Consider the following 24,897-nt stretch of genomic DNA (forward strand, 5'->3'; position numbering starts at 1 on the left):
GTACCTTAATCTTTAGATTTAATACGGTTAATCTGAACACGGGTGGAATAAAAGAACTACGAACACGCGTTTAGAGGCGAATAATTTGCCCCAGAAGAAAAATCTGGAGCAAATTACTGCAAAAATGCTACTGCATGAGGAATTTTTCGAGGAACTGGCGGGTGCGGGGCTGTTGCGGGTTCGCAAACAAGCTTTTCGCTGGCCCCTGCTCAACAATGCGGCCCTGATCCATAAAAATTGCCCGGTCTGCAACATCACGCGCAAAGCTCATTTCGTGAGTCACAATCACCATTGTCCGTTTTTCCTGCGCCAGTTGGCGAATGGTATTCAGCACTTCCCCCACCAGCTCGGGGTCAAGCGCGGAGGTGGGCTCATCGAACAGGATTACATCCGGGCGCATCGCCAGCGCGCGCGCAATGGCCACACGCTGCTGCTGTCCCCCCGAAAGACGGCGCGGATAGCTGGTTTCCTTACCGGCCAGCCCAACCTTCGCCAGCAGCTCCCGTGCACGGGTGGTGGCCTCTTCTTTTGGCTCCCCCTTCACGATGACCGGCCCTTCAATAATATTTTCCAGCACCGTACGGTGCGGGAAAAGGTTGAAGTTCTGGAAAACAAAACCGACATGCTGACGTAGACGGCGAATTAAGCCTTTCTGCTGGCTAATGGATTTCCCGGTATCAATCGTGATATCCCCTACGCGGATCGTTCCGCCTTCAGGCTGTTCAAGGAGATTGATACTGCGCAGCAGCGTGGTTTTACCCGAGCCACTCGGCCCGATGATCGCCACCACTTCGCCCTGCTCTACTTCCAGATCGATACCGTGGAGCACCGTTTGTCCGTGGAATTTTTTCACCAGGTTTTTAACGTCGATTGCACTCATTTCGGATCACGCTCCTGGCGGTTAAGCTGGTTTTCAAAATAGTTCTGCAGGGCGGAAAGCACCGTCGCCATCACCCAGTAAATCAGTGAGGCCGCAAGATACATCGTGAACACTTCCAGCGTCCGCGAGGTGATCAGCTGCGCCTGACGGAACAGCTCCGGCACCTGAATGGTGGCCGCCAACGACGTATCTTTTACCAGGCTGATAAAGCTGTTGCTCAACGGCGGTAACGCTACGCGCGCGGCCTGGGGCAATATCGCCCGACGCAGGGTTTGCCACGGCGTCATCCCGATACTGGCTGCCGCTTCCCACTGCCCCTTATCAATGGAGGAGATGGCCGCACGCAGGGTTTCGGACGTGTAGGCTGCGGTATTTAATGACAGACCAATCATCGCCGCCGGAATGGGGTCAAGCTCAATACCGAACTGCGGCAAACCGTAGTAGATCATAAAGAGCTGGGCGATAAGGGGCGTGCCGCGGAATACAGAGATGTAAAAACGCGCCAGCCAGCGTACCGGCAAGACGGGCGACATGCGCATTAACGCCAGCACGAACCCAAGCACCAGGCCGAAGAACATCCCTCCGATACTGAGTTGAAGCGTAAACACCGCCCCCTTAAGCAGGAACGGCAGTGAATCAATAACCAGTTGAATACTTTCGTGCATTATTATTTTTCGACCTGATTTTTAGACATGAGGATGATAGGCAAACAGCGCAGGCGCCCCGCCAGTGTGTACAAACAAGATCGGACCTTCATCCTTAAAGCGCTTCTGTGCAATGCCGTCTATCAGCCCCGCCATCGCCTTACCGGTATAGACCGGATCAAGCAGAATGCCTTCGAGGCGTGCCAGCAATTTCACCGCTTCCATCCCCTCTTCATTTGGCGTGCCGTAGCCTGGCGCAAAATAGTCATCCCAGAGCAGAATGTCTGCCTTTGCTTTCAGTTCCAGTTGTTCTGCCACCGCCTGCTGTAAAGTAACCACTTTCGGCTTCTGATCTGCAACGCTGCGGGACACCGTCACGCCAATCAGCTCAACATCCGGCAGCTGTTGCTCCAGCCCCACCGCCAGCCCGGCATGGGTTCCGGCACTGCCGGAGGCGACAACGACGGATGAGAGATTCACCGCGCCCTCGCATTGCTGAGCAATTTCCAGCGCGCTTTCTACATAGCCCAGTGCGCCCAGCGCGTTCGAGCCACCGACAGGAATAACGTACGGACGAAAACCCTGTGCTTCCAGACGCGTGGCCAGTTCGTCGAGCTGCGCGGTCGGGTCGGTCAGGGCGTCGACCATTTCAACCTGCACGTTAAACAGATCCAGCAGGAGACGGTTACCGTTTGTCAGATAGTTTTCTGCGTGCGTCCCGATCGGGTTTTCCAGCAGCGCAACGCAGTGAAGGCCAAGTTTTGCCGCCACCGCCGCCGTCTGGCGCACGTGGTTAGACTGAATTGCCCCAGCGGTGATCAGCGTGTCCGCCCCTTCGCGCAGCGCGTCTGCCGCCAGAAACTCCAGCTTGCGCAGCTTATTGCCGCCCATCGCCATTGGCGTCACGTCATCGCGCTTGATAAAAATGTCGCGCCCTAAATAATCAGAAAATCGGGGTAAATACTCAAGCGGCGTGGGCGCGCCGATAAACTCCAGGCGGGGAAAGCGCGTTAAATTCTGCAGTGACATGGTTCCTCCGGTAACGCTAATTCATATGATATTTTTCATTATGCACGCAGACGCGTAAGAAATAAAAAAGGCGCTTTTAAAAGCGCCTTTTTTTATGGGTCAAAGACTTATTTGGTGACGTCAGCGCCGAACCATTTCTCAGAAAGCGCTTTCAGGCTACCGTCTTTCTGCATGTCAGCAATCGCGGAATCGATCGCTTTCACCAGGTCTTCGTTACCTTTACGGATGGCAACCCCTGCTTCCTGGCGAGAGAACGCATCACCCGCAACGGCCAGGGTATTGTTGGTTTTCTTCACCAGATCCAGCGCGGCCAGGCGGTCAACCAGAATGGCGTCGATACGGCCCACGCGCAGATCCTGGTATTTGGTCGGGTCATCATCATAGGTGCGAATATCCACGCCCTGCACGTTCTGGCGCAGCCACTCTTCATAGTTGGTACCCAGACCGACGCCGACTTTCTTCCCTTTCAGGTCCGCAGCCGTTTTAATCCCGCCTTCGTTACCTTTCTTCACCAGCGCCTGAATACCGGACACGGTGTACGGCGTGGAGAAGTCATACTTCTTCTTACGCTCGTCAGAAATGGTCACCTGGTTGATCACCACATCAATACGTTTTGAATCCAGCGACGCCAGCATGCCGTCCCATTTGGTCGGCTTCAGAGACGCTTTCACGCCAAGGTGTTTCGCCAGCTCTTCAGCAAATTCCACTTCGAAACCGGTCAATTTACCGTCGTCACCCTGGTAGCTGAACGGAGGATAGGTTCCTTCCAGCCCCACCAGCAGCGTACCGCGCTCTTTTACTTTATTCAGCAGGTTTTCCGCGGCGAACGTTTTCACGCTCATGCCCGCAACCAGCGCAACGGCCATAACACCCATCAGCGCCTGACGACCCAGAAGTGCAAATTTCATAAATACCCCGATATAGTGGAATTTTTACGTAGTGTAGAGAAATCGCCTGCAACGTCAAAGGCGACTGCGCTACATCTTATTCTTTTTTAATATATATCAGAAGTTGTTCCGGCGTGGGCTTTCTGCTTCACGACACCCGGCATCTGTACCTTATATTGTGCATACTTGCGCAGCGCAATCCGGTAGTTGTTGGTGCTGGTCGCAGGCAGCCACGGCTCCAGATTTTCATCCAGATAACCGGTTTTCAGCAGATCGCGAGAAATATTGTTGACGGTCAGATGTTGCCCAAGGCGTCGCAGGCGAACCACATATTCGCGAACGGTGCCGTGGCTCATCTCCGTTTGTTCAAACAGGAATTGCTTGAAGCCGATAATATCGAAGAAGTCGCTTTGCTCTTTGCAGTGGAGATCGCCACAGAAACGGCAAAGCGCCACCCACTCTTTTTGCTCTTCGAGCCAGGCGGCTTCATCCATCAACGTGTCGAGGCGGGATATCGCAATTTTGTTCACGATTTCGCCACGACGAACCAGCGTGATACGGTCGAGTAATTTATTACAGTGGGCGCAATGCGTCTGGCTGTGTTTAAAGTCTTTCAGGTAGCGGCTTAAAGGCCGTCTTTTAGATTGCTGCACCGTCATGATAACTCCTGGTTGTCAATACGTTGTGCGGCATTTCCCAGGTGAATCAATCACCTATAACTTACCCAGTTTCGTGCGTAAGCGCTTGATGGCCTGGCTGTGCAGCTGGCTAACCCGAGACTCCCCCACCTCCAGTACCGCACCAATCTCCTTGAGATTGAGCTCTTCCTGGTAATAGAGGGTCAACACCAGCTGTTCGCGCTCTGGTAAAGCTTCAATCGCTTCCATCACGCGCTGGCGTAAATTCCCTTCCATTAAATGGTGTAACGGGTTTTCTTGCTGATGCTCATCCGTCACCAGCTCGATGCTATCGCCATGCTCTTCGCGCCACTCGTCATAGGAGAAGAGTTGGCTATTATTGGTATCGAGCAACATCTGACGATACTCTTCAACAGCAATGCCAAGACGATCCGCCACTTCAGTTTCCGTCGCGTTACGCCCCAGTTCCTGTTCCAGCTGCCCCATCGCATGCGCCACTTCGCGCGCGTTGCGGCGAACACTGCGCGGCACCCAGTCTCGGCTGCGCAGCTCGTCCAGCATCGCCCCACGAATACGCTGAACTGCGTAAGTCGTAAATGCCGTTCCTTGCAGAGCGTCGTATCGGTCAACTGCATTCAATAACCCGATACCGCCCGCCTGTAGCAGATCGTCCAGTTCCACGCTCGCCGGCAAACGCACCTGGAGGCGCAATGCTTCGTGACGCACCAGCGGAACATAACGCTGCCACAGCGAGTGTTTATCCATTACACCATCAGCGGTATAGAGTGAATTCACGATAAACAGCCCTGCGTTAATTGAGTTATCGGCATGATTATCCGATTCTGCAGGGGTTTCAATTGGGTGAATAGTGGGTGAAATGAGGGGTTATTTGGGGGGTTATGCAAATAGCGCTAAATAAAAACCCCGCCGAAGCGGGGTTTAAGCATTATCAGGCGATTAGCCCTGCAGCAGAGACAGAACCTGCTGAGGAACCTGGTTAGCTTTGGACAGCACGGAGTTACCGGCCTGCTGGATGATCTGCGCTTTAGACATATTTGACACTTCGGTCGCATAGTCGGCGTCCTGAATACGGGACTGCGCTTCAGACAGGTTGGTGGTGGTGTTGTTCAGGTTGGTTACAGCAGAGCTCAGACGGTTCTGTACCGCACCCAGTGAAGAACGGAATTTATCAACAGACGCGATAGCTTTGTCCAGCAGAGCCAGTGGATCTGCAGTTGACACGCCTTTGAACTCGCCCGCTGCGTTCAGGGTAACAGTCTGTGCGTTGTTCAGAGTACCGCCCGCACCGCCATCAGCGATAGCAGCGCCAGTCAGGGAGTAGTTTTTACCCTGAACTTCAGCGTAACCTGCAGCAGCGCCAGCAGCGTCTGCGCCAACTTTAACTGCAACACCAGTCAGAGTACCGGTACCACCGTTAGCATCGGTATAGGTGATGTCAGCGGTGTTCACTTTCACGCTGCCAGTTGCATCGTCAACAGACACAGCGTAGTTGTCAGAACCAGAAGAAACCACGTAGGTCGCAGTAGATGCGCCAGCTGGAGTCTGCACGTTGTGCAGAGTCAGGCTCTTCGCGTCCACGCCCAGAGTAGTAGCAACTGCGCTCAGGTCAACATCTTTCAGAGCACCGCTCGCGCCAACCTGAGTGATAGAATCGCTCAGTTTCAGTGCGTTGTTAGAAACGGAGAAGCCGTTCAGACCCAGAGTAGAAGAGTCGATCTGCTGCAGGTCGATGGAGATAGTCTGGCCGTCGTTTGCACCAACCTGAATCGCCATAGAACCGTTTTTAGCCAGTACGTTCACGCCGTTGAACTGAGTCTGACCAGATACGCGGTCGATTTCAGACAGACGGGATTTGATTTCGTCCTGGATTGACGTCAGGTCAGAATCAGAGTTAGTACCGGTAGTCGCCTGAACGGTCAGTTCACGAACACGCTGCAGGTTGTTGTTGATTTCAGACAGCGCGCCTTCAGTGGTCTGTGCCAGAGAGATACCGTCGTTAGCGTTACGTGCAGCCTGAGTCAGACCTTTGATGTTAGACGTGAAGCGGTTAGCGATAGCCTGGCCCGCAGCATCATCTTTAGCGCTGTTGATACGCAGACCGGAAGACAGACGCTCAATAGAAGAAGACAGAGCAGACTGGTTCTTGTTGATGTTGTTCTGAGTGATCAGCGAGAGGCTGTTGGTATTAATGACTTGTGCCATGATTTCGATTCCTGTTGTTCATCAAATCTGTTTGGTTAGATTTGGGTTTCCACCCTTCGGCTTCATCGCCGTCAAAGGTGTTATCGTCTGGTCCAAAACAACCTTTAGATTTTTTTTCAGGATCTCGATAATTTTTTTAGCCACGGAAATACTCTTCTCTATTACCGTTATTCCCGCCATTAAAAAAAAGAAATTAACCGTAAACTTTCACGCATAAAGGCCGATAACCCCACTATTCGTTCTACGTGTCGATAGATTAAGGAATAAATATGGCAAGTATTTCATCATTGGGGATTGGTTCGGGTCTTAAGTTAGCAGACATTCTGGATAGTCTGACCACGGCCGAAAAAGCGCAGCTGACGCCGATTTCCAAACAACAGACATCTTATACCGCCAAGCTTAGCGCTTACGGCACGTTGAAGAGTTCACTGGAAGCGTTTCAGACCGCTAACACCGCGCTGAATAAAGCTGACCTGTTTACGGCCACCAGCACGGCGAGCAGCACCACGGCATTCAGCGCCACCACGACGGGCAGCGCCATTGCGGGTAAATACACCATTAGCGTCTCTCAGCTGGCGCAGGCGCAGACGCTGACCACTAAAAATACCCAGGCGGACTCTAAAACCGCCATTGCCACCGCGGACAGCAAAATTACGTTTACCGCTGGCAACGGTAAAGATCCGGTGACCGTGGATATCAGCGCGGCAAACTCCTCGCTGACCGGCATTCGTGATGCCATCAACAAAGCGGATGCGGGCGTGACCGCAAGTATTATTAACGTCGGTAATGGTCAGTATCGTTTGTCTATTACCTCTACGGAAACCGGTGCAGATAACGCAGTCAGCATCAGCGTGAGCGGCGATAGCGCCCTGCAAACCTTTATGGGTTACAACGGCACCAGCACCGACGCCAGCAACGGCATGACGGAAAGCGTTACCGCGCAGAACGCCAAGCTGAAGGTCAACAACGTTGATATTGAAAACAGCAGCAACACCATCAGTGATGCGCTGGAAGATATCACCCTGAACCTGAATGACGTCACCACCGGTAACCAGACGCTGACGATCACCAAAGATACGTCCAAAGCCGAAACGGCAATGAAAGCCTGGGTGGATGCGTACAACACGCTGCAGGACAGCTTTGCAACCTTAACCAAATATACGGCGGTGGATGCAGGCACAGATTCACAGGATTCCAGCAACGGTGCCCTGCTTGGGGACAGCACGCTGCGTACGATCCAGACCCAGCTGAAAACCATGCTCAGCAACACCGTGGGCGGTACCACCTATAAAACGCTGTCGTCATTGGGCATTACCACTGACCCAAGCTCCGGAAAACTGGAGCTGGACAGCGATAAGATGAAAAAAGCGCTGACGGATAACCCGACAGCCGTGAAAGACCTGGTTGTCGGTGACGGTAAAACCACCGGGATCACCACCACCATGGCCACCCAACTGACTGACTGGCTCTCCAGCAAAGGCATTATCCAGGCAGCCAAAGATGGCGTCAGCAAAACGCTGAACAAGCTGACGGATCAATACAACGCCGTGAGCGAGCGTATTGACGCACGCGTGGCACAGTATAAAGCCCAGTTTACTCAACTGGACGTACTGATGACCTCGCTGAACAACACCAGCAGCTACCTGACGCAGCAGTTTGAAAATACGTCCAGCAGCAAGTAGTAAACGCTAAACGAACCCGAGGGGGATAACATGTACGGCGCAAAAGGCACGCAAGCCTACGCAAAGATAGAGGTTGAAAGCGCGGTGATGAGCGCCAGCCAGCAGCAGCTGGTTATCATGCTATTTGATGGAGCCCTCAGCGCGCTGGTTCGCGCGCGTCTGTTCCTGCAAGACGGTAATATTCCGGCAAAGGGGTTGGCACTCTCGAAAGCCATTAACATTATTGAAAACGGGTTGAAGGTTGGCCTGGTGGACAATAACGGTGATGAGCTTACGCAAAACCTGATTGCCCTTTATGCCTATATGGTACGTCGCCTCCTGCACGCCAACGTGAATAACGACGCCAGCGCCATCGAAGAGGTGGAAACATTGCTGCGCAATATCGCTGACGGGTGGAAGGAGGTTGCGGGTACGCCACAACTGATGCAGGACGCCGTCTAATGAGTAATGCACCGCAACTCTATACCCTTTATCAGCAACTCCTTGAGCAGAGCCAGTTGATGTTGCGACTGGCTCGCCAGGGTTTATGGGATGATCTCATTACTTGTGAAACCGATTATGTCAACGCGGTGCACTCGCTGGCTCGTCTTACGCAGGAAGCGGAACCCTCTGCACAACTGCAGGAGCAACTTCGACCGACCCTGCGCGTGATCCTCGACAATGAAAGCCAGGTGAAAACATTGCTGCAGTCCAGAATGAATGAACTGGCTAAAATGGTGGGCCAATCCTCCATTCAGAAAACCGTTCTTTCCACCTACAGCAACCAGGGCGGTCATGTCCTGGTCCCGCAAAGTAATAGCGATCTCAATTAGCCATGTAGCTGGCGAACGAACGTTTCCCGCTTCGTTCGCCAGGCATTTCTGCAAAACGTACTCCATACTTGAGTTTCGCGACCTCATGGAGACGGTGCATGCGCAATCCAACCTTACTGCAATGCTTTCACTGGTATTACCCCGCTGGCGGTGAATTGTGGCGAGAAGTCACGGCTTTAGCCCCTAACCTCAACGAAATCGGCATTAACATGGTCTGGCTACCTCCGGCGTACAAAGGCGCATCGGGGGGATACTCGGTGGGCTACGACTCTTACGATCTGTTTGATCTCGGCGAATTCGATCAAAAAGGCAGCGTCGCCACCAAATACGGCGATAAAGCACAGCTGCTGGAGGCCATCGACGCGCTCAAAAGCAACCAGATTGCCGTGCTGCTGGATGTGGTGGTCAACCACAAAATGGGGGCGGACGAGAAGGAGCCTGTTCGCGTCCAGCGCGTTAATGAACAGGATCGCACCCAAATCGAAGAAGAAGTCATCGAGTGTGAAGCCTGGACGCGCTACACCTTCCCTGCCCGCGCCGGGAAATACTCGCAGTTCATCTGGGATTACAAATGCTTCAGCGGCATCGATCACATCGAAAACCCCGATGAAGACAACATCTTTAAAATCGTCAACGACTATACCGATGAAGGCTGGAATGACCAGGTCGATGACGAAATGGGGAATTTCGACTACCTGATGGGCGAGAACATTGATTATCGCAATCGCGCCGTCACCGAGGAGATCAAATACTGGGCGCGCTGGGTGATGGAGCAAACGCAGTGTGACGGTTTTCGTCTGGATGCGGTAAAACACATTCCGGCCTGGTTTTATAAGGAGTGGATTGAGCACGTGCAGGAGGTGGCGCCGCAGCCGCTGTTTGTTGTCGCGGAATACTGGTCGCACGAGGTGGATAAACTGCAGAACTACATCAATCAGGTAGACGGCAAAACCATGCTGTTTGATGCGCCGTTGCAGATGAAGTTCCACGAGGCGTCGCGTCAGGGGCGCGACTATGACATGAGCCAGATCTTCACCGGCACGCTGGTGGAAGCCGATCCGTTCCATGCGGTAACGCTGGTTGCCAACCACGATACCCAACCCCTGCAGGCACTTGAAGCCCCGGTGGAAGCCTGGTTTAAACCGCTCGCCTATGCGTTAATTCTGCTACGCGAAAACGGCGTGCCGAGCGTGTTCTATCCGGACCTCTTCGGTGCCAGCTACGACGATACCGGCGGTGACGGTGAGACATACCATATTGATATGCCCGTGATTGAACAACTGCATGAGCTGATCCTTGCCCGCCAGCGTTTTGCCCACGGTATTCAGACGCTGTTTTTTGATCATCCTAACTGTATCGCATTCAGCCGCAGCGGGACCGACGACGCGCCGGGTTGCGTGGTGGTCCTTTCCAATGGCGATGACGGGGAAAAAGTGATTTGTCTGGGAGAGAATTACGGCAATAAAACCTGGCGTGATTTTCTGGGCAACCGCGAGGAAACCGTGACCACGGCGGCGGATGGTGAAGGGACGTTCTTCTGTAACGGGGGAAGCGTCAGCGTGTGGGTAATAGAGGATACGCTTTAGTAACAATGCCGGGTGGCGGCTTCGCCTTACCCGGCCTACGGGACGGTACTTTTGTAGATACTGTTATGCCACGCAAGCATTTTCCTGATGCAACGTGACATCGAACGGGCGTCCTGACTTCAGGACGCCATACGCCACCTGCGCCAGCTTACGCATCATCGCTCCGATTATCAGCTTCGCTCCCTTACCGTTCTTTTCCAGACGCGCCCTGAATCCTTTTCCCCACTCCGTTTTGTACAGCGCCACCATCGCGGGCATATACAGCGCCCGGCGAAGCGAGACATGGCCAGCCTTACTCATCCTGCTTGCCCTGTTTACGCTGCTTCCGGATTCATGTTGCCGCGGTGTCAGCCCTGCGAACGCCGCGAACTGCCGCGCCTGCCCGAACCTGTCCTTCAGTCCCACATACGCCAGCAGCACGGCGGACGTCTTTTCACCGATACCCGGTATGCTGTCCAGCAGTTTTCGCCGGTGCTTCAGGTCCGGGTCGTCATCCGTCAGGTCCTTTATCTGTTTCTCCAGCCGCTTCAGCTCCGCTTCCAGCCACAGAAGGTGCGCATCAATGCTCGGCATCTGCACCTCCCGCGCCGTCTCACGGCGGTTCAGCTCCTGCGTGTGCATGTCCGTCAGGGACTGATGCCGCAGTACCAGCGCCCGCAACGCGCGCTCCACCGGATGCGGTGCCTCCCAGGCTGCCGGACGCTTCTGCCGGCAGAACTCTGCCAGCATACGGGCATCCACGGCATCGGTTTTACTGCGCAGGCCTTCGCTCTGCGCAAAGGCTTTACCCAGAGCCGGGTTGATGATGGATACGGTGAAACCGGCATCGCTGAGGGAAGCCGCGACGTCTTCCATATAGGTGCTGGTCGCCTCCATGCAGATGTGGGCCGGAGCCACATTATGGCTGCGGAGCCACCTGAGCAGCTCCTCGTGACCTTTAGGGGTGTTAGTAAACTTTTTGCTGCGGTGACGGCCATCAGGTCGCAACACATCGACATCCAGCTTAGCTTTGGAGACATCGATACCAATAAAGTGAAGTTCCTGTTCCATAGTGAAACCAACCTTGTGAATGCGGATTACCGGGAAAACCGGTCCATGATACTGTCCGGTTTGTCACTTGTGGAGAAGGGGCAGTCCACTGCAGGGATCTACAACACAGGCTCGAGGCCTAAGGCCGGGTACGGCATGTGGACTGCCTGACAGAAAGAACTGGCCGGTTCTTTCTGTACGGGAGGATAATACAAGGCCGGGTAAGCGTCAGCGCCACCCGGCAAAAAACGGCTAAGGAAGTTTACTCTCCAGCGGATTTTTGCTCAGGTAATTCGCACACTCTAGCGTTGGACGATCCACTTTTTGCAGTTCCATACCATCATACTCAAGCGTTGCGCCATCACGCTCCAGCGGATAGATATCCAGCTTGCTGGTCACGTTGTAGTAATCATCCGAACGCAGCATAATCTTGCCCGGCACCGCCACCACGCGCTGCCATTGACGGCAATCCAGCGTATCGCCCTCTTCCGTCACCACCAGCGTGGCAATCGCCTCCGGGCTCACCATCTTGCTTTGAGGCCCTTTTGACTGCCAGTACCCTGCCAGATGCGACGGTACAGGATGCTTGATGACTTCCTGATAATTATCAACCTGAACACAGCCGGTTAACGCCAGAAGCGCACCCACAATTGCTATTTTTTTCATCATCTTTCCTGCGTGGGAAGAAAAAAATATTGTGGCATTAAAGCGGTATGGGTGCCAGCGCAAGATCGGCAGGTTTTACACCTGCATGGACATCACGTCCTGATAGGCCGATACCAGCTTATTCCGCACCTGGAGGCCCATCTGCAGAGATACCGACGCTTTTTGCAGATCGGCCATCACATCATTGAGCGCCACGCCCGGCTCACCGAGCGTAAATTTTTCCGCCTGCGTCCGGGCGGCGTTCTGCTTGTCGCTGATACGGTCAAGCGCGGCGTGCAGTTGCCCCGCAAAGCTGATGGTTGAAGGTTCATCCATCACGTTCTGATTACGCGCCGTCATTGCCGTTGCCTGCAGCTGACTGATGACCCCTTCAATGCCCTGTATAGCCATGACTTTCCCCTGGATGGATTTTTACGCGGTCAAGACTAACAGCTTGTCAATCAGATAATGGCGGTAAATAGCGTTAAAAAACCAGGTTATTTGACGCATAGAAAATCCCGAATCATCAAATAATGGCAGGGCCATCAATATGGAACTTTTGTCGTGTTTGCCGACCCGGGAGTCAGTTTTGTTTCTCTACACGAATAACGTAAACCACCAGGATTTAAGAGGTGCGCAATGAGTGCAACAGCATCGACAGCGCCACAGAATAAATCACTCGAGTGGATGAACCGCCTTCGCGCGAACCCTAAAATCCCGTTGATCGTGGCAGGCGCTGCCGCCATTGCGATCCTTGTTGCGATGGTCCTGTGGGCGAAAAGCCCTGATTACCGCACGCTTTACAGTAACCTTTCCGATCAGGATGGCGGTGCCATCGTCACCCAGCTTACCCAGATGAACATCCCTTATCGCTTTGCCGATAACGGCGGCGCGCTTGAAGTGCCAGCGGATAAGGTGCATGAGCTTCGCCTGCGCCTGGCGCAGCAGGGCCTGCCGAAAGGCGGTGCGGTCGGTTTCGAACTGCTGGATCAGGAAAAATTCGGTATCAGCCAGTTCAGCGAGCAGGTGAACTACCAGCGCGCGCTGGAAGGTGAACTGGCCCGTACCATTGAAACCCTAGGCCCGGTGAAGAGTGCGCGTGTGCACCTTGCCATGCCTAAACCCTCTTTATTTGTTCGTGAACAGAAATCCCCTTCTGCCTCCGTAACCGTCAACCTTGAACCTGGCCGCGCGCTGGATGAAGGGCAAATCAGCGCGGTTACGCACCTGGTCTCCAGCGCGGTCGCAGGTTTACCGCCGGGTAACGTGACGCTGGTGGATCAGGGCGGTCATCTGCTGACGCAAAACAACAGCGCCGGTCGCGATCTGAACGACGCGCAGCTGAAGTACGCGGCCGATGTGGAAGGTCGTCTTCAGCGCCGTATCGAAGCGATACTGGGCCCGGTCGTCGGTAACAGCAACGTGCATGCGCAGGTTACCGCGCAGATCGATTTTGCAAATAAAGAACAAACGGAAGAGCAGTACAGCCCGAACGGCGATCCGTCTCAGGCGGTAATGCGTTCTCGTCAGATTAACTCGAACGAGCAGGTGGGCGGCCCCTACCCTGGCGGCGTGCCGGGCGCGTTGTCTAACCAGCCTGCCCCGGCTAACGCGGCACCGATTTCAACGCCTCCGGCCAACCAGCAGAATGCACAGCAGACAACCTCAACGGCAACTAACGCAGGACCGCGTACCAGCAGCCGCAACGAAACCACAAACTACGAAGTGGACCGTACTATCCGCCACACCAAACTGAACGTGGGGGATATTCAGCGTCTGTCTGTTGCCGTCGTGGTGAACTACAAAACCCTGCCGGACGGCAAGCCTCTGCCGCTGACGGCCGAGCAGATGAAGCAGATTGAAGATCTGACCCGCGAAGCGATGGGCTACTCCGAGAAACGCGGCGACACGCTTAACGTGGTCAACTCACCGTTCAACTCGGTTGATGAAAGCGGTGGCGAACTGCCGTTCTGGCAACAGCAGGCGTTTATCGATCAGCTGATGTCCGCAGGCCGCTGGCTGCTGGTGCTGATTGTCGCCTGGCTGCTGTGGCGTAAGGGCATTCGTCCTCAGCTCCAGCGCCGTGCTGAAGCCGAGAAAGCCGCACTGGAACAGATGAATAATCGCCAGGAAGTGGAAGAAGCGGTTGAAGTGCGCCTCAGCAAAGACGAGCAGGTGCAGCAGCGCCGCGCTAACCAGCGTATGGGCGCAGAGGTCATGAGCCAGCGCATTCGCGAAATGTCAGACAACGATCCGCGCGTCGTCGCGCTGGTCATCCGCAGCTGGATGGGTAACGAACATGAGTAATACGCTTACAGGTACCGATAAAAGCGTCATCCTGCTGATGACCATTGGCGAAGACCGCGCGGCAGAGGTGTTCAAACACCTCTCGCAAAGAGAGGTGCAAATCCTCTCTGCGGCCATGGCCAACGTGCGGCAGATCTCCAACAAGCAGTTGACCGAAGTGCTGGCGGAATTTGAGCAGGAAGCCGAACAGTTTGCGGCGCTCAACGTCAACGCCAACGAATACCTGCGCTCCGTGCTGGTCAAGGCGCTGGGCGAAGAGCGTGCCGCCAGCCTGCTGGAAGATATTCTGGAAACCCGCGATACCGCCAGCGGTATCGAAACGCTCAACTTTATGGAGCCGCAGAGTGCCGCCGATCTTATTCGCGACGAGCACCCGCAGATTATCGCGACCATTCTGGTTCACCTCAAACGGGGCCAGGCAGCCGATATTCTGGCGCTGTTCGAAGAGCGTCTGCGTCACGATGTGATGCTGCGTATCGCCACGTTTGGCGGTGTCCAGCCAGCCGCGCTGGCGGAGCTGACCGAAGTGTTGAACAACCTGCTCGACGGCCAGAACCTCAAGCGCAGCAAAATGGGCGGCGTGAGAACGGCGGCCGAGATCATCAACCTGATGAAAACGCAGCAGGAAGAAGCGGTCATCACGGCGGTGCGCGAGTTCGACGGCGAGCTGGCACAGAAAATTATCGACGAGATGTTCCTGTTCGAAAACCTGGTCGAAGTGGACGATCGCAGCATCCAGCGCCTGCTCCAGGAAGTGGATTCCGAATCGCTGCTTATCGCCCTCAAAGGTGCCGAGCAGCCGCTGCGCGAGAAGTTCCTGCGCAACATGTCCCAGCGTGCAGCCGATATCCTGCGCGACGACCTGGCCAACCGTGGTCCGGTGCGTCTGTCTCAGGTGGAAAACGAGCAGAAAGCTATCCTGCTTATCGTTCGTCGACTGGCCGAAACCGGCGAGATGGTGATTGGCAGCGGAGACGACACCTATGTCTAATGAGCTGCCGTGGACGCGCTGGACGCCCGACGATCTGGCACCTCCCCTCTCCGAGTTTACCCCCGTCGCGATCTCGTCCGATGAGGGCGAGATCGATACCGCGGTACCCGAGCTGAGCGAAGAAGAGCAGCGTGCGCAGATGCTGGCACAGATGCAAATGCAGGCGCACGAACAAGGCTTTAACGCCGGTCTGCACGAAGGACGGCAGAAAGGCCAGGAGCAGGGTTATCAGGAAGGGCTGGCAAAAGGGCTGGAGCAAGGCATCGAACAGGCGCGTCAGCAGCAGGCGCCGCTCAATGCCCGTATGCAGCAGCTGGTGAGCGAGTTCCAGCACACGCTGGACGCGCTCGACAGCGTGATTGCGTCGCGCCTGATGCAGATGGCGCTGGAAGCCGCGCGTCAGGTGATCGGCCAGACGCCAGCCGTCGATAACTCGGCGCTGATTAAACAGATTCAGGGTCTGCTCCAGCAGGAGCCACTGTTCAGCGGCAAACCGCAGCTGCGCGTACACCCGGACGATCTCCAGCGCGTGGAAGAGAGTCTTGGCGCGACGCTCAGCCTGCACGGCTGGCGGCTGCGCGGCGATCCCTCGTTACACCATGGCGGGTGCAAAGTCTCTGCGGATGAGGGCGATCTGGATGCCAGCGTCGCCACCCGCTGGCAAGAACTGTGCCGCCTGGCAGCACCGGGAGTTGTCTGATGACCGCACGCCTTACCCGCTGGCTCAACACGCTCGATAACTTTGAAACGAAGATGGCGCAACTGCCATCCGTTCGTCGTTATGGACGTCTGACCCGCGCCACCGGCCTGGTGCTGGAAGCGACGGGCCTGCAGCTTCCGCTGGGTGCCACCTGCGTTATTGAGCGTCAGGACGGGCTGGAAATGCGTGAGGTCGAAAGTGAAGTGGTCGGATTTAACGGCCAGCGCCTGTTCCTGATGCCGCTCGAAGAGGTGGAAGGCATTCTGCCCGGCGCGCGCGTCTACGCGAAAAACAGTTCAGGCGACGGTCTGCAAAGCGGCAAGCAGTTACCGCTTGGGCCAGCGCTGCTGGGGCGCGTGCTGGACGGCAGCGGCAAGCCGCTCGACGGCCTGCCCTCGCCGGACACCACCGAAACCGGGGCGCTGATCACCCAGCCGTTCAACCCGCTGCAGCGTACCCCCATTGAGCACGTGCTGGATACCGGCGTACGCCCGATTAACGCCCTGCTGACCGTGGGACGTGGACAACGTATGGGCCTGTTCGCCGGGTCCGGCGTGGGGAAATCCGTCCTGCTCGGCATGATGGCGCGCTATACCCAGGCCGATGTGATCGTTGTGGGGCTGATTGGCGAGCGTGGACGCGAAGTCAAAGACTTCATCGAAAATATCCTGGGTGCGGAAGGTCGCGCCCGCTCGGTGGTTATCGCCGCCCCGGCGGATGTATCACCATTACTGCGTATGCAGGGTGCCGCCTACGCGACCCGCATCGCCGAAGATTTTCGCGATCGCGGTCAGCACGTTTTGCTGATCATGGACTCCCTGACCCGTTACGCGATGGCGCAGCGTGAAATCGCGCTCGCTATCGGTGAGCCTCCGGCCACCAAAGGTTATCCGCCTTCGGTATTCGCCAAGCTCCCGGCGCTGGTCGAACGCGCGGGGAACGGCATCAGCGGCGGCGGCTCGATCACCGCATTCTATACGGTGCTGACCGAGGGCGATGACCAGCAGGATCCGATTGCCGACTCTGCGCGTGCGATCCTCGACGGTCACATTGTGCTGTCGCGCCGTCTGGCCGAAGCGGGGCATTACCCGGCGATTGATATTGAAGCATCCATCAGCCGCGCAATGACGGCGCTGATAACCGAGAAGCACTACGCCCGCGTGCGTAACTTCAAACAACTGCTCTCCAGCTTCCAGCGCAACCGCGATCTGGTGAGCGTTGGGGCGTATGCCAAAGGCAGCGATCCGATGCTCGACAAAGCGATTGCGCTCTGGCCGCAGCTGGAGGCGTTTTTGCAACAAGGCATTTTTGAACGCGCCGACTGGGAAGACTCAATCCAGGCTCTGGATCTGATTTTCCCGCAGGTGTAACACAGGTGGAGGGCGAAGGTCATGGCGCAAAACAGCGCGTTATCAACGCTAAAAGATCTGGCTGAAAAAGAAGTTGATGATGCCGCACTGCAGCTCGGCGCAATGCGACGCGGGTGCCAGCAGGCTGAAGAGCAACTGAAGATGTTAATCGACTATCAGCATGAATATCGCACCAACCTGAATACCGATATGACGCAGGGCATTGGCAGCCAGCGCTGGATCAACTATCAGCAGTTTATCCAGACGCTGGAAAAGGCGATTGAACAACACCGCCTGCAGCTTAACCAGTGGACCGAAAAAGTGGATACCGCGCTCAACTTCTGGCGCGAGAAAAAACAGCGGCTGCAGGCCTGGCAAACGCTACAGGACCGACAGGTCGCGGCGTCAACCCTGGCGGAAAACCGCCTGGATCAGAAGAAAATGGATGAGTTTGCCCAGCGCGCATCAATGAGGAAACCGGAATGATCACACTGCAACAACTGCTGATGACCGACAGCGACCTGTCAGGCGGCACGCAAACGGGGAAAGGCGCCGAGGATGCGCAAGACTTTCTTTCTCTGCTGGCGGGCGCGTTGACCGATGCGACCGGTCAGGGCAAAGATGCGCCGCTGACCCTGGCTGATTTGAAAGCCGCTGGCAGCAAGCTGTCCAGGGTGGCGCAGCAGGAAACAGGCGAGACCACCCTGCAGGCCAAAATTGCCGACCTGCTCTCACGCCAGGAGACGCTAACCGCCGACGATGACGCGGCGAAAACCACTGCGCTGCAAACGCTGGTGTCCGGGCTGATGCCGACGACCAACGGTGATGCGTTAAAGACGCTGACGCACGCGTCCGCAAAAGATGACGGCAAAACCGATCTCAGCGAAGACGAACTCGCGGGGCTCAGCGCGCTGATGGCGATGTTGCCGCACCAGCAGACGACAACACCCGTGACGACGCAGGCAACCCATGTCGACGGCGTTGCCGCTCAGGCATCCCTCACCTCCGCACTTCCGCAAACGCTGAAAAACGTGTTGCCCGGCAAAGATAATAGCCAGACTCAGGCGGCGTCTCAGCCTGTGGCACAAACGGCTGACGCTGCTCTTCCCGCCAGCGTACCCGTGACGCCTGCGGTCGCGGCGGCGGCTGAGAAACAGGACATCGCGAGCAGCGCGTCGTCATCGTCAACCTCGCCCACCGCAACCCTGGCACCGATCCTCAGCAGCCACGCGTCCTCACAGCCTGCTGCAACCGTTGCCACCGCGCCGGTACTGAGCCAGCCGCTCGGCACCAGCGAATGGCAGCAGACGCTGAGCCAGCACATCACGCTGTTCACGAAGCAAGGCCAGCAGACCGCTGAGCTGCGCCTGCACCCGGAAGACCTGGGCCAGGTGCAAATCTCGCTTAAACTGGATGATAACCAGGCACAGCTGCAGATGGTGTCTCCGCACAGCCACGTGCGCGCGGCGCTGGAGGCGGCACTGCCGGTCTTACGCACCTCTCTGGCGGAAAGCGGCATTCAGCTTTCGCAGAGTAGCGTCAGCAGCGAGAGCTTCGCTGGACAGCAGCAATCCTCATCACAGCAGCAACAGCAGGCTTCCCGCTCGGGCCAGCACGGCGCGTTCAATGAAGAGAGTGATGAGTTATTGCCGACCCCTGCCGCCCTGCAATCCGCCGCGCGCGGAAATGGCGCAGTGGATATCTTCGCCTAAACGCCAGAGGTAGCGTGATTATTCCCGTCTTTTCCACGCTTTGAGATAAGGCGGACACGGGATAATCACCCTATTAAGCTGTACCGAAACAGGAAGCTCGTATCAGATGACTGACTCCGCTATCACCAAAAAAAGTAAGCGCTCCATCTGGATCCCGCTGTTGGTGTTGATCACGCTCGCCGCCTGCGCTACCGCGGGCTATAGTTACTGGCGTATGCAGCAGGAACCGACTGCCGCTGCTGCCAAAGCTGAAGCGCCACCGCCTCCGGCTCCCGTGTTCTTCCCGCTGGACACCTTCACCGTCAACCTGGGTGATGCGGATCGTGTGCTTTATGTTGGCATTACGCTGCGCCTGAAAGACGAAGCGACTCGTTCTCGTCTGAACGATTATCTTCCTGAAGTGCGTAGCCGTCTGCTGCTGCTGTTCTCTCGTCAGGACGCTTCGACGCTCGCTACCGATGACGGTAAGCAAAAACTGGTCGACGCCATCAAACAGACGCTGTCGACCCCGCTGGTAAACGGCCAACCTAAGCAGGAAGTCACTGACGTTCTGTATACAGCCTTCATTCTGCGGTAACGACATGGGCGACAGTATTCTTTCTCAGGCAGAAATCGATGCGCTGCTCAACGGCGACAGCGATAAAAGTGATGATCCGCAACCGGGTCTGAGCGGCGACGACAATATTCGCCCCTATGACCCGAATACCCAGCGTCGCGTGGTACGTGAACGTCTGCAGGCGCTGGAGATCATCAACGAACGTTTTGCGCGTCAGTTCCGTATGGGGCTGTTTAACCTGCTGCGTCGTAGCCCGGATATCACCGTCGGCGCGATCCGCATTCAGCCGTATCATGAGTTTGCCCGCAACCTGCCGGTGCCAACCAACCTTAACCTGATCCATCTGAAGCCGCTGCGCGGCACCGGTCTGGTGGTGTTTTCACCAAGCCTGGTGTTCATTGCGGTGGATAACCTGTTCGGCGGCGACGGGCGTTTCCCGACCAAAGTGGAAGGCCGCGAGTTTACCCATACCGAGCAGCGCGTCATTAACCGCATGCTGAAGCTGGCGCTGGAATCCTATAGCGACGCGTGGAAGGCGATTAACCCGCTGGAAGTGGAGTACGTCCGTTCCGAGATGCAGGTGAAATTTACCAATATCACCACCTCGCCGAACGATATCGTCGTTAACACGCCGTTCCATGTTGAAATCGGCAACCTGACCGGTGAGTTCAACATCTGCCTGCCGTTCAGCATGATCGAACCGCTGCGCGAGCTGCTGGTGAACCCGCCGCTGGAGAACTCGCGCCACGAAGATCAGAACTGGCGTGAAAACCTGGTCCGCCAGGTTCAGCATTCGCAGCTGGAGCTGGTGGCGAGCTTTGCCGATATTCCGCTGCGGTTATCTCAGATCCTGAAATTACAACCCGGCGACGTTTTGCCGATAGAAAAACCCGACCGCATTATTGCCCATGTGGATGGTGTCCCCGTGCTGACCAGTCAGTACGGCACAATTAACGGCCAGTATGCGTTACGCGTTGAGCACTTGATCAACCCGATATTGAATTCGCTGAATGAGGAACAGCCCAAATGAGTGACATGAACAATCCGTCCGATGAAAACAGCGGAGCACTGGACGATCTGTGGGCTGACGCGTTAAACGAGCAAAAGACAACCCCGACGAAAAGCGCGGCGGACGCGGTATTCCAGCAGCTGGGCGGCGGCGACGTCAGCGGCACGCTGCAGGATATCGACCTGATCATGGATATCCCGGTTAAGCTGACGGTTGAGCTGGGCCGCACCCGTATGACCATTAAAGAGCTGCTGCGCCTGACGCAGGGTTCCGTGGTCGCCCTTGACGGCCTGGCCGGTGAGCCGCTGGATATTCTGATCAACGGTTATCTGATTGCTCAGGGTGAAGTGGTGGTGGTTGCTGATAAGTACGGCGTACGCATCACCGACATCATTACGCCATCCGAACGTATGCGTCGTCTGAGCCGTTAAGCATGAAAACCCAGGCAACAATGTCCCAACCCTCCGCGGTACCTGGCTCACCGCTGCTCCAGGTGAGCGGTGCCCTGTTCGGCATTATTGCCTTCATTCTTATTGCGGCCTGGCTGGCTAAGCGCTTTGGTCTGGCGGGCAAAACCGCCGGGACTCGCGGCCTGAAGGTCAGCGCCAGTACCACGCTGGGGCCACGCGAGCGCGTGGTCATCGTCGACGTGGAAGATGCGCGTCTGGTGCTGGGAATTACCGCTTCAAACATCAATGTCCTACATAAACTGCCGCCCGCCCCTGTCACAGGTGACGAACGCGCAGAAGCCCCAGCGGATTTCCAGTCCGTTATGAAGAGTTTGCTTAAGCGTTCCGGGAGATCCTGATGCGCCGTTTGTTATCCCTTACGCTTGCGGGTGTTGGCCTGTTTGCTCCCGCGGTCTATGCGCAACTGCCCGGACTGGTTTCGACGCCGCTCGCCGGAGGCGGTCAAAGCTGGTCGCTTTCGGTTCAGACGCTGGTGTTCATCACCTCTCTAACCTTTATTCCGGCCATTCTGCTGATGATGACCAGCTTCACCCGCATCATCATTGTTTTTGGCCTGCTGCGAAACGCCCTGGGAACCCCTTCCGCGCCGCCCAACCAGGTGCTGCTGGGTTTGGCCCTGTTTTTGACCTTTTTCATTATGTCGCCGGTGATCGACAAGATTTACACCGACGCCTACCAGCCGTTTAGCGAAGATAAAATCTCGATGGAGGTTGCGCTGGAGAAAGGCGCGCAGCCGCTGCGTGAATTTATGCTGCGCCAGACGCGTGAAGCGGATTTAGCGCTTTTTGCCCGCCTGTCCAACACCGGCGAGCTTCAGGGACCGGAAGCGGTGCCGATGCGCATTTTGCTGCCAGCCTATGTGACCAGCGAGCTAAAAACCGCGTTCCAGATTGGCTTCACTATTTTCATTCCGTTCCTGATTATCGACCTGGTGATCGCAAGCGTCCTGATGGCGCTAGGGATGATGATGGTGCCCCCTGCAACCATCGCTCTGCCCTTTAAGATCATGCTCTTTGTGCTGGTCGATGGCTGGCAGCTGCTGGTCAGTTCGCTGGCGCAGAGTTTCTACAGTTGAGGAGCGCGCAATGACGCCAGAATCGGTCATGATGATGGGCACGGAAGCGATGAAAGTCGCGATTGCCGTTGCCGCCCCGCTGCTGCTTGTTGCCCTCGTGACCGGTCTGATCATCAGTATCCTGCAGGCTGCCACGCAGATTAACGAAATGACGCTGTCGTTTATCCCGAAAATCATTGCCGTGTTCGTGGCGATTATCGTCGCCGGGCCGTGGATGCTGAACCTGCTGCTGGACTATATGCGCAACCTGTTCACCAATCTGCCGTACATCATCGGCTGATATCACGATGCTGCACTTCACCAGCGATCAATATGTCCAGTGGCTGGGCGTCTACTTCTGGCCGATGCTGCGCATTATGGCGCTCATCTCGACCGCCCCTATTCTCAGCGAGAAATCGATACCCAAGCGCATCAAAGTGGGCCTGGGGATCGTCATCACGATTATTGTCGCCCCATCCCTGCCGCCGGTTGATATCCCTGTATTTTCCGCAAACGCCGTATGGGTGGCGCTTCAGCAGGTGATGATCGGCGTAGCCGTTGGGTTTACCATGCAGCTCGCCTTTGCGGCAGTGCGTACTGCGGGTGAGCTGATCGGCCTGCAAATGGGGTTATCCTTCGCCACCTTCGTCGACCCCGGCAGCCACCTCAACATGCCGGTGCTGGCGCGCATCATCGATCTGCTGGCGATGCTGCTGTTCCTGTCGTTTAACGGCCACTTATGGCTTATCTCAATGCTGGTGGACACCTTCCACACGTTGCCGATTGGCGAAAATCCGGTTAACAGCAACGCGTTTCTGGCGCTGGTGCGTGCCGCCGGGCTGATTTTTCTCAACGGGCTGATGCTGGCGCTGCCGATCATCACCCTGCTGCTGACCGTTAACCTGGCATTAGGCTTACTGAACAGAATGGCGCCGCAGCTTTCCGTGTTTGTCATTGGTTTTCCCGTAACGTTGACGGTCGGTCTTTTATTAATGTCATTGCTAATGCCACTTATCGCCCCCTTCTGTGAACATTTATTCAGCGAGATATTCAACCTGTTAGCGGATATTGTCAGCGAACTGCCTCGCAAATAATAGTCCTCACACTCCATATTGTCTTTCTGAGGATATTCCTAAAATAAAACGCGAAAAACATCTTCCAGGATATATCTGACGCGGTTTAAATGTTTCTAACCATCTCACAATACTTAATATTTACTTTACTTTAAGAAGATTCCTGGCAAATTATAAGTAACTTTACGGGATAGTGAGTTCGCCTGAAAGTCTTTGTCATGCTCACAGGTTTTATTTGGTTTTTTCCATCCCGTATGGCTGTTTATGAGCTCTCAGGCAGATGGTGAATTATCGTTACGCATTGAGTGAGGGTATGCCATGTCAACGATCATTATGGATTTATGCAGCTACACCCGGCTAGGGTTAACCGGGTATCTGGCAAGCAGAGGGGTAAGAAAGAGAGACATCAACGATGCACACACCGTTGACGAACTCGAAGCCGCTTGTGAAGCACACAAGCCTGGCGTGGTGTTTATTAATGAGGACTGTTTCATTCACGATCCAGCCAACAGTCAGCACATTAAGCAAATCATTAATCAGCATCCTAAAACGTTGTTTATTGTTTTTATGGCGATCGCCAATATTCATTTCGACGAATATTTGTTGGTCCGTAAAAATTTATTGATCAGTTCTAAATCGATTAAACCCGAGTCGCTGGATGACATTTTGGGTGATTATTTGAATAAAGAAGTTAAGAATGTAGGAGCGGTTAACTTACCCACCCTATCATTAAGCAGAACTGAATCAAGTATGCTCAGAATGTGGATGGCTGGACAAGGGACAATTCAGATCTCGGACCAGATGAATATCAAGGCAAAAACGGTTTCGTCACACAAAGGAAATATTAAAAGGAAAATTAAAACGCATAATAAGCAAGTGATCTACCACGTCGTTCGCCTGACCGATAATGTCACAAACGGAATTTTCGTTAATATGCGCTGATCTGCGCAAGACCTTCTGTACCCTACCTGCGATCTCTGGCCTGGCCAGAGATTTTTGCATTTTCAGCCGCATGGGCCGGGGACGGGAACGCCGCCCGACACCACGCTATTCTGCTGCTTCTACAAAAATACCATCCTCATGTCCCAGCTCGTTAAAGAACCAGATGCCGAGCGGGTAGTCTTCCAGTGAAACCAGGTACATTACGCCTTCGCTAAACTCTTCTATTGCCAGCACCACACCCGGGCGGCGCGGCCCACCGTCCGTTTTAACGGTTACCCGATCGTTGACCTTCATACATTCCTCCTGTGGTTTTGAGCCAGTGTAGAACAAAACGCATTAACTGGCACCGATGCCCGGCGCGAATGGTGTTTTTGTGTGCGGTCTATACTTATGGATGGACACGGTTGCATGAGGACCCCGTAATGAAGACCGATAAAGAGTACAGCGACACCATCAAGCGTGAGGTGGAGGTGGATGTCGATGCCCTGCTGGCCGCAATCAATGAGATCAGTGAGTCCGAAGTTCGCCGCTCAGACGATGAGTCAGACAAAGTGATTGTGAACGGAAGGGACTATCACACTTACCGCGAGCTGGCCGAAGCCTTCGAGCTTGATATTCATGACTTCAGCGTGTCTGAAGCGAACCGGTAAGATGAAAAAAATCCCGGTCATGGGGATGG

Annotated in this window: 29 protein-coding genes and 1 pseudogene; 19 read left to right on the forward strand and 11 right to left on the reverse strand. The window is 55.3% G+C overall.

The window, feature by feature from the left end; all coding sequences use genetic code 11:
* Positions 1–127: 127 nt before the first annotated feature.
* From tcyN to N2K86_RS13415, 7 genes are all read right to left on the reverse strand, one after another.
* The gene (tcyN, locus tag N2K86_RS13385; protein ID WP_010432417.1) at positions 128–880 is read right to left on the reverse strand and encodes an L-cystine ABC transporter ATP-binding protein TcyN; all 753 of its coding nucleotides are present in this window, start codon (positions 878–880) and stop codon (positions 128–130) included.
* Positions 877–1,545: a cystine ABC transporter permease gene (tcyL, locus tag N2K86_RS13390; protein ID WP_010432414.1), complete on the reverse strand. Its 669-nt coding sequence runs from the start codon at positions 1,543–1,545 to the stop codon at positions 877–879. Before tcyL ends, tcyN begins: the two co-directional genes overlap by 4 nt.
* A gap of 21 nt (positions 1,546–1,566) precedes the next feature.
* Positions 1,567–2,553 (reverse strand): D-cysteine desulfhydrase, encoded by a 987-nt coding sequence (gene dcyD / locus N2K86_RS13395; protein WP_260658914.1) that lies wholly within the window; start codon positions 2,551–2,553, stop codon positions 1,567–1,569.
* A 107-nt stretch (positions 2,554–2,660) separates the two neighbouring features.
* Positions 2,661–3,461: a cystine ABC transporter substrate-binding protein gene (gene tcyJ, locus N2K86_RS13400; protein ID WP_100165996.1), complete on the reverse strand. Its 801-nt coding sequence runs from the start codon at positions 3,459–3,461 to the stop codon at positions 2,661–2,663.
* Between the two features lie 86 nt (positions 3,462–3,547).
* Entirely contained in the window at positions 3,548–4,099 is a 552-nt protein-coding gene (gene fliZ / locus N2K86_RS13405; protein WP_010432406.1) for a flagella biosynthesis regulatory protein FliZ, read from the reverse strand.
* 54 nt (positions 4,100–4,153) lie between these two features.
* Entirely contained in the window at positions 4,154–4,873 is a 720-nt protein-coding gene (locus N2K86_RS13410) for an RNA polymerase sigma factor FliA (RefSeq protein WP_260658915.1), read from the reverse strand.
* 162 nt (positions 4,874–5,035) lie between these two features.
* The gene (locus tag N2K86_RS13415; protein WP_260658916.1) at positions 5,036–6,301 is read right to left on the reverse strand and encodes a FliC/FljB family flagellin; all 1,266 of its coding nucleotides are present in this window, start codon (positions 6,299–6,301) and stop codon (positions 5,036–5,038) included.
* A 269-nt stretch (positions 6,302–6,570) separates the two neighbouring features.
* Here N2K86_RS13415 and fliD point away from each other — a divergent pair, with 269 nt between their 5' ends.
* The 4 genes from fliD (at position 6,571) to amyA (ending at position 10,381) form a co-directional block, all read left to right on the forward strand.
* The gene (gene fliD, locus N2K86_RS13420) at positions 6,571–7,983 is read left to right on the forward strand and encodes a flagellar filament capping protein FliD (protein WP_260658917.1); all 1,413 of its coding nucleotides are present in this window, start codon (positions 6,571–6,573) and stop codon (positions 7,981–7,983) included.
* A gap of 30 nt (positions 7,984–8,013) precedes the next feature.
* Complete coding sequence (gene fliS / locus N2K86_RS13425) at positions 8,014–8,424, forward strand: flagellar export chaperone FliS (protein WP_010432394.1); 411 nt, start codon at positions 8,014–8,016, stop codon at positions 8,422–8,424.
* Entirely contained in the window at positions 8,424–8,795 is a 372-nt protein-coding gene (gene fliT / locus N2K86_RS13430; protein WP_260658918.1) for a flagella biosynthesis regulatory protein FliT, read from the forward strand. Before fliS ends, fliT begins: the two co-directional genes overlap by 1 nt.
* Before the next feature lie 98 nt (positions 8,796–8,893).
* On the forward strand, positions 8,894–10,381 hold the full coding sequence (gene amyA, locus N2K86_RS13435) for an alpha-amylase (RefSeq protein WP_260658919.1): 1,488 nt from the start codon (positions 8,894–8,896) through the stop codon (positions 10,379–10,381).
* Between the two features lie 63 nt (positions 10,382–10,444).
* On the opposite strand, the gene N2K86_RS13440 is transcribed toward amyA, so the two are convergent.
* The 3 genes from N2K86_RS13440 to fliE all read right to left on the reverse strand — a co-directional run bounded on the left by N2K86_RS13440 (position 10,445) and on the right by fliE (position 12,466).
* Positions 10,445–11,431: an IS110 family transposase gene (locus N2K86_RS13440; RefSeq protein ID WP_260658920.1), complete on the reverse strand. Its 987-nt coding sequence runs from the start codon at positions 11,429–11,431 to the stop codon at positions 10,445–10,447.
* 231 nt (positions 11,432–11,662) lie between these two features.
* A complete protein-coding gene (gene yedD, locus N2K86_RS13445) occupies positions 11,663–12,076 on the reverse strand; it encodes a lipoprotein YedD (protein ID WP_260661683.1) in 414 nt (137 codons plus the stop codon).
* 75 nt (positions 12,077–12,151) lie between these two features.
* Positions 12,152–12,466, reverse strand: coding sequence for a flagellar hook-basal body complex protein FliE (gene fliE, locus N2K86_RS13450; protein ID WP_010432385.1), 315 nt, complete (start codon positions 12,464–12,466; stop codon positions 12,152–12,154).
* 228 nt (positions 12,467–12,694) lie between these two features.
* Here fliE and fliF point away from each other — a divergent pair, with 228 nt between their 5' ends.
* The 14 genes and pseudogenes from fliF (at position 12,695) to rcsA (ending at position 24,218) form a co-directional block, all read left to right on the forward strand.
* Positions 12,695–14,362, forward strand: a complete 1,668-nt coding sequence (fliF, locus tag N2K86_RS13455) for a flagellar basal-body MS-ring/collar protein FliF (RefSeq protein ID WP_260658921.1) — start codon at positions 12,695–12,697, stop codon at positions 14,360–14,362.
* Complete coding sequence (fliG, locus tag N2K86_RS13460) at positions 14,355–15,353, forward strand: flagellar motor switch protein FliG (RefSeq protein WP_089599455.1); 999 nt, start codon at positions 14,355–14,357, stop codon at positions 15,351–15,353. The genes fliF and fliG overlap by 8 nt, the downstream gene beginning before the upstream one ends.
* Positions 15,346–16,053, forward strand: a complete 708-nt coding sequence (gene fliH, locus N2K86_RS13465; RefSeq protein ID WP_260658922.1) for a flagellar assembly protein FliH — start codon at positions 15,346–15,348, stop codon at positions 16,051–16,053. Before fliG ends, fliH begins: the two co-directional genes overlap by 8 nt.
* Positions 16,053–17,423, forward strand: coding sequence for a flagellar protein export ATPase FliI (gene fliI, locus N2K86_RS13470; RefSeq protein ID WP_010432376.1), 1,371 nt, complete (start codon positions 16,053–16,055; stop codon positions 17,421–17,423). Before fliH ends, fliI begins: the two co-directional genes overlap by 1 nt.
* A 21-nt stretch (positions 17,424–17,444) precedes the next feature.
* Positions 17,445–17,888: a flagellar export protein FliJ gene (gene fliJ, locus N2K86_RS13475; protein WP_010432373.1), complete on the forward strand. Its 444-nt coding sequence runs from the start codon at positions 17,445–17,447 to the stop codon at positions 17,886–17,888.
* Positions 17,885–19,114 carry a flagellar hook length control protein FliK gene (gene fliK / locus N2K86_RS13480; RefSeq protein ID WP_260658923.1) on the forward strand — a complete coding sequence of 410 codons (1,230 nt, stop codon included), beginning with the start codon at positions 17,885–17,887 and terminating at the stop codon, positions 19,112–19,114. The genes fliJ and fliK overlap by 4 nt, the downstream gene beginning before the upstream one ends.
* A gap of 106 nt (positions 19,115–19,220) precedes the next feature.
* Entirely contained in the window at positions 19,221–19,691 is a 471-nt protein-coding gene (gene fliL, locus N2K86_RS13485; RefSeq protein ID WP_010432366.1) for a flagellar basal body-associated protein FliL, read from the forward strand.
* Positions 19,692–19,695: 4 nt separating this feature from the next.
* On the forward strand, positions 19,696–20,700 hold the full coding sequence (gene fliM / locus N2K86_RS13490; RefSeq protein ID WP_010432363.1) for a flagellar motor switch protein FliM: 1,005 nt from the start codon (positions 19,696–19,698) through the stop codon (positions 20,698–20,700).
* On the forward strand, positions 20,697–21,110 hold the full coding sequence (gene fliN / locus N2K86_RS13495; protein ID WP_003859592.1) for a flagellar motor switch protein FliN: 414 nt from the start codon (positions 20,697–20,699) through the stop codon (positions 21,108–21,110). Before fliM ends, fliN begins: the two co-directional genes overlap by 4 nt.
* Positions 21,111–21,112: 2 nt before the next feature.
* Positions 21,113–21,487, forward strand: coding sequence for a flagellar biosynthetic protein FliO (gene fliO / locus N2K86_RS13500; RefSeq protein ID WP_029485119.1), 375 nt, complete (start codon positions 21,113–21,115; stop codon positions 21,485–21,487).
* Complete coding sequence (gene fliP, locus N2K86_RS13505) at positions 21,487–22,224, forward strand: flagellar type III secretion system pore protein FliP (protein WP_042716760.1); 738 nt, start codon at positions 21,487–21,489, stop codon at positions 22,222–22,224. The genes fliO and fliP overlap by 1 nt, the downstream gene beginning before the upstream one ends.
* Before the next feature lie 10 nt (positions 22,225–22,234).
* On the forward strand, positions 22,235–22,504 hold the full coding sequence (fliQ, locus tag N2K86_RS13510) for a flagellar biosynthesis protein FliQ (protein WP_003859587.1): 270 nt from the start codon (positions 22,235–22,237) through the stop codon (positions 22,502–22,504).
* A gap of 7 nt (positions 22,505–22,511) precedes the next feature.
* Positions 22,512–23,304 (forward strand): annotated as a pseudogene (gene fliR, locus N2K86_RS13515) (flagellar biosynthetic protein FliR); the annotation flags it as partial.
* 290 nt (positions 23,305–23,594) lie between these two features.
* Positions 23,595–24,218, forward strand: a complete 624-nt coding sequence (rcsA, locus tag N2K86_RS13520; RefSeq protein ID WP_010432341.1) for a transcriptional regulator RcsA — start codon at positions 23,595–23,597, stop codon at positions 24,216–24,218.
* Positions 24,219–24,323: 105 nt separating this feature from the next.
* On the opposite strand, the gene dsrB is transcribed toward rcsA, so the two are convergent.
* A complete protein-coding gene (gene dsrB, locus N2K86_RS13525) occupies positions 24,324–24,512 on the reverse strand; it encodes a protein DsrB (protein WP_010432339.1) in 189 nt (62 codons plus the stop codon).
* Positions 24,513–24,640: 128 nt separating this feature from the next.
* Between dsrB and yodD the strand changes: the two genes are divergently transcribed.
* Positions 24,641–24,868: a YodD family peroxide/acid resistance protein gene (gene yodD / locus N2K86_RS13530; protein ID WP_120157917.1), complete on the forward strand. Its 228-nt coding sequence runs from the start codon at positions 24,641–24,643 to the stop codon at positions 24,866–24,868.
* Positions 24,869–24,897 lie beyond the last annotated feature (29 nt).

The organism is Enterobacter mori (assembly GCF_025244905.1).
GTDB classification, from domain to species: domain Bacteria; phylum Pseudomonadota; class Gammaproteobacteria; order Enterobacterales; family Enterobacteriaceae; genus Enterobacter; species Enterobacter mori_A.

Excerpts from the sequence above, each read along its gene's own strand:
- tcyN (WP_010432417.1), bottom strand. The coding sequence starts at position 880 with ATGAGTGCAATCGACGTTAAAAACCTGGTGAAAAAATTCCACGGACAA.
- tcyL (WP_010432414.1), bottom strand. The coding sequence starts at position 1,545 with ATGCACGAAAGTATTCAACTGGTTATTGATTCACTGCCGTTCCTGCTT.
- dcyD (WP_260658914.1), bottom strand. The coding sequence starts at position 2,553 with ATGTCACTGCAGAATTTAACGCGCTTTCCCCGCCTGGAGTTTATCGGC.
- tcyJ (WP_100165996.1), bottom strand. The coding sequence starts at position 3,461 with ATGAAATTTGCACTTCTGGGTCGTCAGGCGCTGATGGGTGTTATGGCC.
- fliZ (WP_010432406.1), bottom strand. The coding sequence starts at position 4,099 with ATGACGGTGCAGCAATCTAAAAGACGGCCTTTAAGCCGCTACCTGAAA.
- N2K86_RS13415 (WP_260658916.1), bottom strand. The coding sequence starts at position 6,301 with ATGGCACAAGTCATTAATACCAACAGCCTCTCGCTGATCACTCAGAAC.
- fliD (WP_260658917.1), top strand. The coding sequence starts at position 6,571 with ATGGCAAGTATTTCATCATTGGGGATTGGTTCGGGTCTTAAGTTAGCA.
- fliS (WP_010432394.1), top strand. The coding sequence starts at position 8,014 with ATGTACGGCGCAAAAGGCACGCAAGCCTACGCAAAGATAGAGGTTGAA.
- fliT (WP_260658918.1), top strand. The coding sequence starts at position 8,424 with ATGAGTAATGCACCGCAACTCTATACCCTTTATCAGCAACTCCTTGAG.
- amyA (WP_260658919.1), top strand. The coding sequence starts at position 8,894 with ATGCGCAATCCAACCTTACTGCAATGCTTTCACTGGTATTACCCCGCT.
- N2K86_RS13440 (WP_260658920.1), bottom strand. The coding sequence starts at position 11,431 with ATGGAACAGGAACTTCACTTTATTGGTATCGATGTCTCCAAAGCTAAG.
- yedD (WP_260661683.1), bottom strand. The coding sequence starts at position 12,076 with ATGAAAAAAATAGCAATTGTGGGTGCGCTTCTGGCGTTAACCGGCTGT.
- fliE (WP_010432385.1), bottom strand. The coding sequence starts at position 12,466 with ATGGCTATACAGGGCATTGAAGGGGTCATCAGTCAGCTGCAGGCAACG.
- fliF (WP_260658921.1), top strand. The coding sequence starts at position 12,695 with ATGAGTGCAACAGCATCGACAGCGCCACAGAATAAATCACTCGAGTGG.
- fliG (WP_089599455.1), top strand. The coding sequence starts at position 14,355 with ATGAGTAATACGCTTACAGGTACCGATAAAAGCGTCATCCTGCTGATG.
- fliH (WP_260658922.1), top strand. The coding sequence starts at position 15,346 with ATGTCTAATGAGCTGCCGTGGACGCGCTGGACGCCCGACGATCTGGCA.
- fliI (WP_010432376.1), top strand. The coding sequence starts at position 16,053 with ATGACCGCACGCCTTACCCGCTGGCTCAACACGCTCGATAACTTTGAA.
- fliJ (WP_010432373.1), top strand. The coding sequence starts at position 17,445 with ATGGCGCAAAACAGCGCGTTATCAACGCTAAAAGATCTGGCTGAAAAA.
- fliK (WP_260658923.1), top strand. The coding sequence starts at position 17,885 with ATGATCACACTGCAACAACTGCTGATGACCGACAGCGACCTGTCAGGC.
- fliL (WP_010432366.1), top strand. The coding sequence starts at position 19,221 with ATGACTGACTCCGCTATCACCAAAAAAAGTAAGCGCTCCATCTGGATC.
- fliM (WP_010432363.1), top strand. The coding sequence starts at position 19,696 with ATGGGCGACAGTATTCTTTCTCAGGCAGAAATCGATGCGCTGCTCAAC.
- fliN (WP_003859592.1), top strand. The coding sequence starts at position 20,697 with ATGAGTGACATGAACAATCCGTCCGATGAAAACAGCGGAGCACTGGAC.
- fliO (WP_029485119.1), top strand. The coding sequence starts at position 21,113 with ATGAAAACCCAGGCAACAATGTCCCAACCCTCCGCGGTACCTGGCTCA.
- fliP (WP_042716760.1), top strand. The coding sequence starts at position 21,487 with ATGCGCCGTTTGTTATCCCTTACGCTTGCGGGTGTTGGCCTGTTTGCT.
- fliQ (WP_003859587.1), top strand. The coding sequence starts at position 22,235 with ATGACGCCAGAATCGGTCATGATGATGGGCACGGAAGCGATGAAAGTC.
- rcsA (WP_010432341.1), top strand. The coding sequence starts at position 23,595 with ATGTCAACGATCATTATGGATTTATGCAGCTACACCCGGCTAGGGTTA.
- dsrB (WP_010432339.1), bottom strand. The coding sequence starts at position 24,512 with ATGAAGGTCAACGATCGGGTAACCGTTAAAACGGACGGTGGGCCGCGC.
- yodD (WP_120157917.1), top strand. The coding sequence starts at position 24,641 with ATGAAGACCGATAAAGAGTACAGCGACACCATCAAGCGTGAGGTGGAG.